The organism is Dermacoccus sp. BD5 (assembly GCF_044878485.1).
GTDB lineage: Bacteria > Actinomycetota > Actinomycetes > Actinomycetales > Dermatophilaceae > Dermacoccus > Dermacoccus nishinomiyaensis.
The window spans coordinates 205,460-218,056 of sequence record NZ_JANJER010000001.1 but is presented as its reverse complement, the minus strand read 5'-3'; the positions used below and the strand labels follow the sequence as shown (position 1 = coordinate 218,056).

The 12,597-nt window shown below is 69.9% G+C and carries 9 protein-coding genes; 8 read left to right on the top strand and 1 reads right to left on the bottom strand.

Annotation, left to right across the window (positions count from 1 at the left end):
* Positions 1–7: 7 nt before the first annotated feature.
* From NQ706_RS00895 to dapF, 3 genes are read left to right on the top strand one after another with little or no spacing between them, the layout of a single operon-like run.
* A complete protein-coding gene (locus tag NQ706_RS00895) occupies positions 8–1,336 on the top strand; it encodes an MFS transporter (RefSeq protein ID WP_200874246.1) in 1,329 nt (442 codons plus the stop codon).
* Complete coding sequence (gene miaA, locus NQ706_RS00890; protein WP_051805768.1) at positions 1,324–2,301, top strand: tRNA (adenosine(37)-N6)-dimethylallyltransferase MiaA; 978 nt, start codon at positions 1,324–1,326, stop codon at positions 2,299–2,301. Before NQ706_RS00895 ends, miaA begins: the two co-directional genes overlap by 13 nt.
* Before the next feature lie 12 nt (positions 2,302–2,313).
* Positions 2,314–3,186 carry a diaminopimelate epimerase gene (gene dapF / locus NQ706_RS00885; protein ID WP_038567677.1) on the top strand — a complete coding sequence of 291 codons (873 nt, stop codon included), beginning with the start codon at positions 2,314–2,316 and terminating at the stop codon, positions 3,184–3,186.
* Positions 3,187–3,209: 23 nt separating this feature from the next.
* Here dapF and NQ706_RS00880 read toward each other — a convergent pair whose 3' ends face one another.
* Positions 3,210–3,875, bottom strand: a complete 666-nt coding sequence (locus NQ706_RS00880; RefSeq protein ID WP_038567680.1) for a class I SAM-dependent methyltransferase — start codon at positions 3,873–3,875, stop codon at positions 3,210–3,212.
* Between the two features lie 173 nt (positions 3,876–4,048).
* Between NQ706_RS00880 and hflX the strand changes: the two genes are divergently transcribed.
* The 5 genes from hflX to rpsT all read left to right on the top strand — a co-directional run bounded on the left by hflX (position 4,049) and on the right by rpsT (position 12,424).
* Entirely contained in the window at positions 4,049–5,575 is a 1,527-nt protein-coding gene (gene hflX, locus NQ706_RS00875) for a GTPase HflX (RefSeq protein ID WP_081873626.1), read from the top strand.
* A 153-nt stretch (positions 5,576–5,728) separates the two neighbouring features.
* The gene (locus tag NQ706_RS00870) at positions 5,729–8,461 is read left to right on the top strand and encodes an MGH1-like glycoside hydrolase domain-containing protein (protein ID WP_038567684.1); all 2,733 of its coding nucleotides are present in this window, start codon (positions 5,729–5,731) and stop codon (positions 8,459–8,461) included.
* Positions 8,462–8,578: 117 nt separating this feature from the next.
* Positions 8,579–10,927: an ATP-dependent DNA helicase gene (locus NQ706_RS00865; protein WP_038567687.1), complete on the top strand. Its 2,349-nt coding sequence runs from the start codon at positions 8,579–8,581 to the stop codon at positions 10,925–10,927.
* A gap of 63 nt (positions 10,928–10,990) precedes the next feature.
* Entirely contained in the window at positions 10,991–11,962 is a 972-nt protein-coding gene (gene holA / locus NQ706_RS00860; RefSeq protein ID WP_038567690.1) for a DNA polymerase III subunit delta, read from the top strand.
* Between the two features lie 201 nt (positions 11,963–12,163).
* The gene (gene rpsT, locus NQ706_RS00855) at positions 12,164–12,424 is read left to right on the top strand and encodes a 30S ribosomal protein S20 (protein WP_006944584.1); all 261 of its coding nucleotides are present in this window, start codon (positions 12,164–12,166) and stop codon (positions 12,422–12,424) included.
* Positions 12,425–12,597 lie beyond the last annotated feature (173 nt).

The following is a 12,597-nucleotide window of genomic DNA, read 5'->3' as shown; positions in this document are numbered from 1 at the left end:
GCCGCGCGTGAGGCACCCACGTCGGCTCGTCCGGCGATATCGTCATGACAGGAGCAGGATTCCCACGAGTGCGCAGCTGACGCCGCAGGCGCCGCGCGGTTATCGGCGCGGCACCAACGGCTACACCCGGATCACGACCGCGCTGTTCGCGGCGGGGATGGCGACGTTCATCTCGATGTACTCGGCGCAGGCCGTCCTGCCGCAGCTCGCTCGCGAGTTCGACGTCTCCCCGGCGACGTCGGCGCTCGCCGTCAGCGCGACGACGGGCGTGCTGGCCTTCGCGATCGTGCCGGCGAGCATCCTGTCGGAGCGGTTCGGGCGCATCCGTGTCATGGCAGCGTCGGCTCTGGTCTCCGCGCTCATCGGCCTGCTCATCCCGCTCGCGCACGATCTCGGGGTCGTGCTCGTCGGTCGCGCGCTGCAGGGTCTGACGCTCGCGGGCGTGCCGGCCGTCGCGATGGCGTACCTCGCGGAGGAGGTCGACGGGCGCGATCTGGGCGCCGCGATGGGCCGTTATATCGCGGGCACGACGATCGGTGGGCTGTCGGGGCGCCTCGTCGCGGGGCTGGCCCTCGACGTCGTCAGTTGGCGGTGGGCGATGGAGGCGGCAGCCGTCATGGCCCTCGTCTTCACGGCCGTCTTCGTGCGCCTCGCGCCGCCGAGCCGGTTCTTCGCGGCCAAACCGATCGGTGTTCGAGCATCGATGCACAACGTCGCGACGCATCTGCGCAACGCACGCGTAATGGCGCTCGTGGCGATTGCGTTCCTGCTCATGGGCGGGTTCGTGTCGCTCTACAACATCCTCGGCTTCCGTCTGCTCGACGAGCCGTTCGCGCTGCCGCAGGCGCTCGTCAGCCTCGTGTTCGTCATGTACCTGTCGGGGACGGTGACGTCGGCGTGGGCGGGGCGGCTCGCCGACCGGTTCGGCCGCGGCCGGGTGCTGCTCGCGTCGATCGCGTTCATGCTCGTCGGTCTCGCCCTCGCGTGGGTCGACTGGTTGCCCGGCGTGCTCGTCGGCATGCTCGTGTTCACGGGCGCGTTCTTCGCCGCCCATTCGAGCGCTAGCGGTTGGGTGAGCGCCATGGCCGACGAGCACCGCGCGGAGGCCAGTTCCCTCTACCTGTTCGGTTACTACACGGGCTCGTCCGTCGTCGGGGCGCTCGTCGGGCTGCCGTTCTCCCGCTCCGGCTGGGCGGGCGCGAGCCTCTTCGTCGGCGCGCTCGTCGTTCTGGCGTCGCTCATCGCGGCTTGGCTGGTCGCCGTCACGCGACGGACGCAGGCCGCGGCCACGCCGGGCGCCTCAGGACCGGCGCATCCGCCACAATGGATGCCGTGAACGGCACTCCCGCGCCCCTTGAGGTCGTCGCGCTCGTCGGCCCGACGGCGACGGGCAAAAGCGACCTGTCGCTCGACCTCGCCGAGCGTCTCGGCGGCGAGATCGTCAACGCCGACGCCTCCCAGTTCTACCGCGGCATGGACGTCGGGACGGCCAAGCTCGCGCCGCACGAGCGTCGGGGCATCCCGCATCACCAGATCGACACGCTCGACATCCTTGACGAGGCGACGATCGCTCGCTTCCAGGAGGGGGCGCGCGCCGACATCGCCGCCATCCTCGCGCGCGGCCGGCGCCCCATCGTCGTCGGCGGTTCGGGCCTGTACGTGCGCGCCGCGCTCGACGTCCTCGACATCCCGCCGACGGATCCGCTGGTGCGCGCCCACTTCGAACAACGCGCGGTGGCCGAGGGTTCCGGCGTCCTGCATCGCGAGCTGGCCGGAAAGGATCCGCAGGCAGCACGCGACATCCTCGCAAGCAACGTGCGGCGGGTCGTGCGGGCCCTCGAGGTCATCGAGATCACCGGACGTCCGTTCAGTGCGAGCGCGCCGTCCAAGACCTTCCTGCGCCCCACGATCGTCCTCGGCCTGCAGGCACACCCGGACGTCCTCGTTGCCCGCATCGAACGCCGCGTCGACCTCATGTGGGCCGCCGGCATGCTCGACGAGGTGCGCGCCCTCGACGCCCGCGGCCTGCGTCAGGGCCGCACGGCGAGCCGCGCGATCGGTTACAGCCAGGCGCTGCGCCAGCTCGACGGCGACCTCGAAGAGGCCGCAGCGAAGGCCGAGACGGCCATCGCGACGCGCCAGTTCGCCCGCCGTCAGCGCGCCTGGTTCCGGCCCGATCCGCGGCCGGTGTGGCTGCCGTTCGACGCTCCCGATCTGCTCGATCGTGCGCTCGCGGAGATCGTCGCCTACGCGCCGGAGCGGCACGGCGCGGTGGCGAAACCTGACGCCGACGCGGTGTGACACGATGAGCGCGTGACGCGCATCCACTTCACCAAGGGCCACGGCACGCAGAACGACTTCGTCCTCGTTCCTGACGAATCCGGCGAGCTCGACCTGACGCACGAGCAGGTCGCCTACCTGTGCCACCGCCACGCCGGCATCGGCGCCGATGGCGTCATCCGTGTCGTACGCACGGCGAACGTGCCCGAGGTCGCCCACCTCGCGCCGCAGGCGACGTGGTTCATGGACTACCGCAACGCTGACGGCTCGCTGGCCGAGATGTGCGGAAACGGCACGCGCGTCTTCGCCGAGTACCTGCGTTCCCGCGGTCTCGTGAGCGGTGACGAGGGGGCGCCGTTCGTGATCGCCACGCGTGCCGGGCTCAAGGAGATGGTGGCCGTGCCGCACGGCTGGGCCGTCGACCTAGGCCAGTGGCGCCTCGCCCGCGCCGAGGAGGCCGAGCGGCGGGGGATGGACTCGGTCGTCCAGGTTCACGGGTCACCGGACCCGCTTCCCGCCCTGAGCCTCGACCTCGGCAACCCGCACACCGTCGTCGCGCTGCCGCCGTCGGTGCACCTGTCGGCCCTCGACCTGAGCGACGCTCCGCACATCGACCCGCACCCCGAGTACGGCTCGAACGTCGAGTTCGTCCGCGCCGTCGAGCACGCGCACATCGGCATGCGCGTCCACGAGCGCGGCTCGGGGGAGACCCGCTCGTGCGGCACCGGCGCGGCTGCCGCGGCGCTCGCGACGTGGTGGTGGGGCGGCCAGCCAGCCGATCAGGTCGACTGGCGCGTCGACGTGCTCGGGGGCACGCTCGGCGTGCACATCAAGGGCACCGAGGTCGCGCTGTCCGGCCCCGCTGTGCTCGTCGCCGACGGCGAGATCGACCTGTCGCAGCTGTGAGGCTGCCTCTGTGACCGCTCGCGTCAGGCGTCGCTGCTGCGGCTGACGTCGTCGGACGCCGGCAGCGGCAGCGGCCCGCCGTCGTCGAGGCGTTCGATCGCGAGGATGCGGAATCCCTTGACGCTCGTCAGCCGCTCGATCGCATACGACGAGCCGAGCTGCTCGGCGAGCCACTTCTGCAGCGAGTCCGAGCCGAGGTTGCGCTGCACGACGAGATAGGCGTGCCCGCCGACGACGAGGCGCGGCAGCCATGTCAGCAACAGCTCGTGCAGCACCTTCTTGCCGACCCGGATCGGCGGGTTCGACCAGATGAGGTCGAACCGGACGTCGTCCGGCACCTGCGACGGCTGCGCGACGGTGACGTTCGAACACCCCTGCGCCGCAACGTTGTCGGCACACAGGTCGAGCGCACGACGGTTGACGTCGACGCCCCAGACCTGCGCTGACGGGGAGCGCAGCGCGAGCGTCGTCGTGATCGGGCCCCACCCGCAACCGACGTCGAGGAACGTCCCGCCCGGCGGCGGCGTCGGAGCGTGGTTGAGCAGGACGGCGGTACCGGCGTCGAGGCGATCGGGGCAGAAGACGCCGGGTGCTGTCGTCATCGAGACCGCGCGGTCGGCGAGGCGGAGCGTGAGGGTGCGCCGCTCGTCGGCGGAGGCGGGCTCGGCGCTGAAGTAGTGGTCGTTCATCAGGGCCCAGCCTACGGCGTGTCCGTGGGGCATCCGGAAGCCGCAACCAGGCAGCCACCCGAGGCGATCAGCCCCGACGACCGGCCGCTGCCTCCACGCGCGACGGGACTAAATCGGTGGCCCCGGACGTTCTCTCCTGCGACGATGCTGGTGCGGCTCTCGCTTGCGAGACAATGAACCGCACCGCAACGAACGACTATCTTCGACGTGAGGATCCAGCCCTGAACGAGCGCAACCCCGCCGACTTCCTGTCCCGCCGAGCCCAGGCTCTCGCCGACAGTGACGACGCGACCCCCACCTACGACGAGCGCGGCTTCGTCGTCGACGCCTATGACGGCGACCAGTTCGAGCGCGAAGAACGCGCGGCGCTTCGACGTGTCCACGGTCTGTCGACCGAGCTGGAGGACGTCTCCGAGGTCGAGTATCGCCAGCTGCGCCTGGAGAAGGTCGTCCTCGCGGGCGTCTGGAGCGAGGGCAGCGCCGAGGACGCGGAGAACTCGCTGCGCGAGCTCGCCGCGCTCGCCGAGACGGCCGGTTCCGAGGTGCTCGCCGGCGTCGTGCAGCGCCGGCTGCGACCCGACCCCGGCACGTGGCTCGGCAAGGGCAAGGCCGAGGAGCTCAAGGAGATCGTCATCGCCGAGGGCGCCGACACCGTCATCACCGACGGCGAGCTGGCGCCCAGCCAGCGACGCGCGCTCGAGGACGTCGTCAAGGTCAAGGTCATCGACCGCACCGCGCTCATCCTCGACATCTTCGCCCAGCACGCGAAGAGCAAGGAGGGCAAGGCCCAGGTCGAGCTCGCCCAGATGCAATACCTGCTGCCGCGTCTTCGCGGTTGGGGTGAGTCGATGTCGCGTCAGGCCGGCGGTCAGGCCGCGGGCGGTCAGGGCATGGGTTCACGCGGCCCGGGTGAGACGAAGATCGAACTCGACCGTCGTCGCATCAACACGCGCATGGCGAAGCTGCGCCGCGAGATCGCCGAGATGAAGACGACGCGCGACACCAAGCGCAGCGGCCGACGTAACAACAACGTGCCGAGCGTCGCCATCGCGGGGTACACGAACGCCGGCAAGAGCTCGATCCTCAACCGCCTCACCAACGCGGGCGTGCTCGTGCAGAACCAGCTGTTCGCGACGCTCGATCCGGCGGTGCGTCGCGCCGAGACGGCTGACGGGCGGGCCTACACCCTCGCCGACACCGTCGGATTCGTGCGCGACCTGCCGCACCAGCTCGTCGAGGCGTTCCGTTCGACGCTCGAGGAGGTCGCGGACGCCGACCTGCTCCTGCACGTCGTCGACGGTTCGCACCCCGACCCCGAATCTCAGATCTCCGCGGTGCGCGAGGTGCTCGCCGACGTCGATGCGAGCGACGTCAAGGAGATCATCGTCATCAACAAGGCCGATGTCGCCGACCCCGACGTCATCGATCGGCTCATGCGCCACGAGAAGTACGCGATCGCGGTGTCTGCGCGCACCGGCGCGGGCCTGCCCGAGCTGCTCCAGCTCATCGCCGACGAGCTGCCGAAGCCGGAGCGCCGCGTCGACGTCCTGCTGCCATACGAGCGCGGCGACCTGCTCAGCCGCCTCCACGCGGACGCGGAGGTCCTCTCGATCGAGCACCGCGGCGAGGGCACCTACGTCCACGCCAAGGTGATGCCGGAGCTCGAGGGTGAACTCGAGGCGTACCTGACGAACGCCTGAAGCCACGCCGTCGCGAGTTCAGCGACGGCCGACGATGAGCCACCACTGTCACCCTCCCGTGAGGGTGGTGGCCCGTCGGCGCCCACGCGGGTGAGGTGGCTCACCTGTCAGACGGCGCGGTGGTGTGTCCCACACTTCACCTAAAATGCGGGGGTGTCATCGACTTCCCGCCCTACCGCCACCGCGGAGCACCGCCGTCTCGCCCAGGCGCCGAAGGACAGCGACCCCTGGCGGCTGTGGGGGCCGTACATGGCGTCGCGGCAGTGGGGGACGGTGCGCGAGGACTACTCGGCCGACGGTAACGCGTGGGCGTACCTGCCGTTCGACCAGGCGCACCAGCGCGCCTACCGCTGGGGCGAGGACGGCCTCGCAGGATTGTGCGACCGGTTCGGTTTCTTCAATGTCTCCCTCGCCATGTGGAACGGCAAGGACGACCGACTCAAGGAACGCCTGTTCGGGTTGACGAACAACGAGGGCAACCACGGCGAGGACGTCAAGGAGGTCTGGTGGCCAACGGACGCGACGCCGACGCACTCGTGGGCGAGCTGGCTCTACCGCTACCCACAGGCCAAATTCCCCTACAACCATCTGCGGGCCGAGGCGGCGCAGCGTTCGCGAACCGACGACGAGTACGAGCTGATCGACACGGGTGTCCTCGCCGAGAACCGCTTCTTCGACGTCGAGGTCAAGCACGCGAAGGCGAACCCGACCGACCTGTGCCTCGAGTACACCGTCACCAACCACGGGCCCGATGCTGCACCGCTCGACCTCGTCCCGCAGGCCTGGTACCGCAACACCTGGTCGTGGGGGCGCGACGACCGGGAGCCGTCGATCTCACTCGTCGACGCGAACACCGTGCGCGCCGAGCACGGCTGGCTCGGCGACTACGAGCTGCATGCCGACGGCAGCCCGCGCATCATCTTCTGCGACAACGAAACGAACGAAGGTGCCGTCTTCGGCCACGAGTTCAACCGTCGCGAGCTGACGAAGGACGGCTTCGACGCCCGCATCGTGCACGGTGACAGCGAGGCGATCCGCCTCGACTACGGCACGAAGGTCGGGTTCTGGTACCACTTCGACGACATCGGCCCGGGCGAGAGCGTCACCGTCAGGCTGCGGATGCGCGGGGTGGGCCGTTCCACCGCGCACCAACCGAAGGGCACCGCCCACCAGGAGCCGCCGCCCGGAGATCCCGCATTCGGTGAGGGTTTCGACATCGTCATGCGCACGCGCCGCGACGAGGCCGACGAGTTCTACGACGCCGTCATCCCCACCTCCGCCTCGCCCGACGACCGGCACATCGCGCGTCGTGCCTTCGCGGGTCTGCTGTGGGGCAAGCAGCTCTACCGCTACTACGTCGACGAGTGGCTCGCCGGCGACCCGGCCGGCGAGGCGCCGCCGCTCTCGCGCGTCACCGGCCTCGACGGGCGCCCGGGGCGCAACGTCGGATGGCGGCACCTGGCGCTCGCGGACGTCATCTCGATGCCGGACGAGTGGGAGTACCCGTGGTTCGCCGCGTGGGATCTGGCGTTCCACACGGTGCCGCTCGCGCACATCGACCCCGAGTTCGCCAAGCATCAACTCGTCCTCATGTGCCGCGAGTGGGCGCAGCACCCGAACGGCCAACTGCCCGCGTACGAGTGGGCGTTCGAGGACGTCAACCCGCCCGTCCACGCCTGGGCGTGCTGGCAGGTGTACGCCATCGACGGCGGCCAGGATCAGTCCTTCCTCATCCAGGTGTTCAACAAGCTGCTTCTCAACTTCTCGTGGTGGGTCAACCGCAAGGACGCCGACGGCACGTACCTGTTCGAGGGCGGCTTCCTCGGCATGGACAACATCACACTCTTCGACCGCTCCACCGACGTGCCGCCCGGCTACAAGCTCGAACAGTCGGACGCGACGAGCTGGATGGCGTTCTTCTCCCAGTCGATGCTGCGGATGGCGCTCGAGCTCGCGCGGCGCGAGCGCGGCTACGACAACGCCGCGACGACGTTCCTGCAGTACTTCATCAACCTCGCCCGGGCGATGGACCGCACGAGCCCCGACGTCGTCTCCAGCCTGTGGAACGAGGAGGACGGCTTCTTCTACGACGCCCTGTCCGACCCGGCAGGCCACATCACGCAGCTTCGCGTGCGTTCGATGGTGGGGTTGTTGCCGCTCATGGCCGTGCTCATCGCGCCGAGCTGGGTGCAGCACGAACTGCCCGACTTCGTCCGTGAGGTCGAGTGGATGATGGAGCGCGAGCCCGCGATGATGAAGGCGATCGCGCAGGCCGAGCACGACTCGGGCGGTGAGAAACTGACGCTGTCGCTCATCTCCAAGCGCCGACGGGATCTGCTGCTCAAGCGATTGTTCGACGAGGAGGAGTTCCTCTCCGAATACGGCATCCGTTCGCTGTCGGCCGCCTACCGCGAGGAGTACACCGCCCAGATCGGCGGGCGGGAGATGTCGATCCACTACACGCCGGGCGAGTCCGACATCGACCTGTTCGGCGGTAACTCGAACTGGCGTGGGCCTGTGTGGTTTCCCGTCAACTTCCTCGTCGTCGACGCGCTGCGCCTCTACGCGGCCTCGACGCCTGGCGACACCGAGTACGAGTACCCGACGAACTCGGGCCGGTTCATGAAGCTGTCCGACATCGTCCTCGACCTCGAGGATCGCCTGACGAACCTGTTCCGTCTCGGGCCGAACGGACGCCCGGGCGATCAGCGCGAGTACCCCGAGGGCCCGCTGTGGGACGAACACGTGACGTTCAGCGAGTACTTCCACGGTGACACCGGCGTCGGCCTCGGCGCCGCGCACCAGACGGGCTGGACCGCGCTCGTCGCGCACTACATCTGCTCCGACCATGCGCCGGCGCTGCCCGGTTTGCTGCCGGGGGAGTGACGTCGTCGTCCCCAGTCGTGACGGCTGGGGGCGCCGTCACGGTGGCGGCGCAGGCTGATCCACAGCCCCGGCGCGCTCGAGTCGGTGCCGCGGTACGCGCTGGCCTAGGGTTGGGGCATGCCCGAACTGCCCTCCCTCGATGAGCTCATGTCTGCCGCCGTCAGTGGGGTGGGTGGGGTGCCGCGCCCCGGCCAGGCGAAGATGGCGCAGGCCGTGGAGCACGCCATCGAGACGGGCGAGCACCTGCTCGTCCAGGCGGGCACCGGCACCGGAAAGTCGCTCGCCTACCTCGTTCCCGCGATCCGGCACGCGTTCGACGTCAACAAGCCGGCCGTCGTCGCGACAGCGACGCTCGCGCTGCAGGCGCAGATCGTCGACCGCGACATGCCACGCCTCGCCGATGCCCTCGAGCCGCTGCTCGGGCGGCGTCCGACGTACGCGCTCGTCAAGGGCCGGCGCAACTACCTGTGCCAGCACAAGCTGACGGGCGGCTACCCCGACGACGACGCCGACACGCTGCTCGGTGTCGGCCAGGTCGACGCCGACGCGGGTCGCACGGGCCGCGAGGTCGTCCGGCTGCGCGAGTGGGCGAACGAGACCGACTCGGGGGATCGTGACGAGCTCGTGCCGGGCGTCTCGGAGAAGGCATGGCGGCAGGTGTCGGTCTCCAGCCACGAGTGCCTCGGCAGCAAGTGCCCCGTCGTCGAGGAGTGCTTCGTCGAGCTGGCGCGTGCCGACGCGAAGGAGGTCGACGTCGTCGTCACGAACCATTCGTTCATGGCGATCGATGCGTTCGAGGGCCGCCAGATGCTGCCCGAGCACGACGTCGTCGTCGTCGACGAGGCGCACGAACTCGTCGATCGGGTGACGGCGACGATCACCGACGAGCTGACGACGGGCACGATCAGCGCCGCCGCGAAACGGTGCGGGCGCCTCGCCGACACCGACGACCTCAAGCGCTCGGCCGACCTGCTCGAGGACGCCCTCGAGCAACACCAGGAAGGGCGGCTGCTCGGGCTGTCCGACCCGCTCGAGATGGCGATCCGCGCCATCCTCGACGCGGCACGCTCGATCGCGAGCGAGCTCAAGCCCAAGAACCCGCAGGACAACGACGGCGTGCGTCAGATGGCGCGCGCGGCGATCGACGACATCTTCTCCACCTGCGAGCGCATCCTCGAAGAACGCGAACTCGACGTGCTGTGGATCTCGCACAATGCGCGCGCCAACACCACGGCGCTGAGGGTCGCGCCGATGAGCGTCGCGATGCTCATGCGCGACAAGATCTTCGGCGAGCGGACCGTCGTCATGACGTCGGCGACCCTCGAACTGGGCGGCAGTTTCGACGCTGTCGCCGGCACGCTCGGCCTGCGCGGCGCGGGTGGCCCGGCCTGGAATGGCCTGGACGTCGGCTCACCGTTCGACTACCCCAAGCAGGGCATCGCCTACGTCGCGCAGCACCTGCCCGCGCCGGGGCGCGACGGCATGTCCGAGCAGGCGTTCGACGAGATCGAGACGCTGATCCGCGCCGCGGGCGGGCGCACGCTCGGGCTGTTCTCCTCGATGCGCGCTGCGCAGAGCGCCGCCGAGGCGATGCGCGAACGCCTCGGCGACGACTTCCCCGTCCTGTGCCAGGGCGAGGACCAGATGGGCACGCTGGTGCGCCGTTTCGCCTCCGACGCGAAGACCTGCCTGTTCGGCACGATGACGCTGTGGCAGGGCGTCGACGTGCCCGGTTCGAGCCTGCAGCTCGTCGTCATCGACCGCATCCCGTTTCCTCGCCCCGACGACCCGCTCGCCTCGGCGCGCTCGCAGGCCATCGCCAAGATGGGTGGCAACGGGTTCATGGCAGTCTCCGGCACGCACGCGGCGTTGCGGCTCGCGCAGGGTGCCGGTCGCCTCATCCGTCATGCCGACGATCGCGGCGTCGTCGCCTTTCTCGACTCGCGCATGATGACGGCGCGCTACGCCGGGTTCCTGCAGCGGTCGCTCCCACCGTTCTGGCCGACGACGGATCGCGCGCTCATCCTCAAGGCCCTCGCGCGCCTCGACGAGAACGCGCCCCCGATCCGTGCCGTCGCGGAGGCCGGCACCCGCTCGACGAAGGCGCCGACGAAGAAACCCGCGACGTCACAGCAGGCCGGGCAGGCCGGTGCTGATGCCGCGTCGGAGGCGAGGCGTGAGGAGGCGCGCTCCCGGGCCCTGGCCGCGGCGCAGGCGGCCGGCGTCAGCGGCATGGGCACCGCCAGCGCGCTGCAGGCACCCCCGCCGAAGCCTGCCCCCGTCGAGGAGAGCGCCCGCACCGCCGTCACCGACGGGCACGCCTGGACGGCCGAGGCCGACGAGGAACTGCGCGAGGGCATCGGCATGGGCCTGACGCTCGACGAACTCGCCGATCACCTCGAGATGAGCGAGGACGCCGTCGTCGCGCGCTGCGAACAGCTCGGCCTGCGCCCGCAGGGATCCTGACGTGGCGGATGGCGCATCGTGTGGCGCGGGTGCGTTGTCGGTGGCGAGTGAGAGGGTGACGGCATGAGCGACGTCCCGCAGATCATCCTCGTCACCGGGCCTGAGCGCATCCTCGCCCAGCGCGCCGTCGAGGAGAGCCTCGAGGCCATCACGGCCGCGCACCCGGAGGCCGAGATCGTGCGCATCGACGTCGCCGAGTACCAGCCCGGGCGTCTCACGACGGAGTTGTCGCCGAGCCTGTTCGGTGGGCGCCGCGTCATCGTCGTGCGTGACTTCGACGAGGCGCCGGACGCCCTTGTCGACGAGCTCGAGGACGCGCTGAAGGTCGGTCTCGACGAGGCCAACCTCATCGTGCTGCACAAGGGCGGCAACCGCGCCAAGCGCGTGCTGGATGCGCTCAAGAAGGCGAAGGCGCGCGTCATCGAGGCGCCGGCGATCAAGTCGGATCGTGACAAGTCGGCGTTCGTCATGAACGAGTTTCGTCGCGCACGCCGCCGCATCACACCCGAGGGCGTGCGGGCGCTGCTCGAGGCGGCCGGCAAGGACACCTCGGAGCTCGCCGCGGCGTGCCGTCAGCTCGTCGACGACACGAGCGGCATCGTCGACGAGAACACCGTCGGCACCTACCACGGCGGCAAGGTGGAGGCGACGGGCTTCCGCGTGGCCGACGCGACCGTCGCCGGCAACGCGCCCGAGGCCCTGCGGCTGCTGCGCCACGCGTTCGCCTCCGGGGTCGATCCCGTGCCGATCGTCGCCGTCCTCGCCTCGCAGCTGCGCCAGGTCGCCAAGGTCGCCTCGGCCGGCGGTGGACGCAGTGCGGATCTCGCGAAGCAGCTGGGGATGCCACTCTGGCAGGTCGACAAGGCGCGGACGGCGTCGCGCGGATGGGACGGCGTCCGTCTCGGACGTGCGATCCAGGCCGTCGCCGCGGCCGACTTCGCCGTCAAGGGTGGTGGACGCGATCCGCAGTACGCCGTCGAGCACGTGGTCCTCGAGATCTGCCGTCAGCGCCACGCGCCGAGCGAGCGTCGCTGACGGCCTCGGGCCCGCCGCCCCGATTGCGCCGCGCGGTCGCTCGGCTGGTAGATTTGAGCGAGTGCGTGTGGGCTCAGGTCGTGCGCACACGCAACAGCAGTAACCAGCGGTCTCTCATCGCCCGGTGTCCCCACGCCATATCCGAGAGGCCGTCTGTCGCCCTCACGACAGAACACATTCGACCGAAGAAGTGAGATTTTCGTGGCAAACATCAAGTCGCAGATGAAGCGGATCAAGACGAACGAGATTCGTACCGAGCGCAACAAGGCCTACAAGTCCGAACTGCGCACGTGGATCCGCAAGTTCCGCGCCGAGGTCGAGGCCGGCAACAAGGACGCCGCGTCGACGGCCCTCGCTGCTGCCTCGCGCAAGCTGGACAAGGCTGTCTCCAAGGGAGTCATCCACAAGAACCAGGCCGCCAACAAGAAGTCGGCCATGGCGAAGCAGCTCAACCAGATCTGATCGCCGTGGTGCTTCGCGAGGAGCGCTTCGCATGACGTGGGCCGTCACCTTTCGAGGTGGCGGCCTTCGTCATGCCAGGGCCCGGGCGGGCCGAAGGCGAGGCGACGCGCTGCCCGAGCCGGCCGGCGCGGGAAAACGCCGACGACGTGCCCCCGGCCGCCCTGACATAATGA

Bases quoted from the DNA above. Each gene is read 5' to 3' on its own strand.
- miaA (WP_051805768.1), top strand. From the start codon at position 1,324: ATGGATGCCGTGAACGGCACTCCCGCGCCCCTTGAGGTCGTCGCGCTC.
- NQ706_RS00880 (WP_038567680.1), bottom strand. From the start codon at position 3,875: ATGAACGACCACTACTTCAGCGCCGAGCCCGCCTCCGCCGACGAGCGG.
- hflX (WP_081873626.1), top strand. From the start codon at position 4,049: ATGAACCGCACCGCAACGAACGACTATCTTCGACGTGAGGATCCAGCC.
- NQ706_RS00865 (WP_038567687.1), top strand. From the start codon at position 8,579: ATGCCCGAACTGCCCTCCCTCGATGAGCTCATGTCTGCCGCCGTCAGT.
- holA (WP_038567690.1), top strand. From the start codon at position 10,991: ATGAGCGACGTCCCGCAGATCATCCTCGTCACCGGGCCTGAGCGCATC.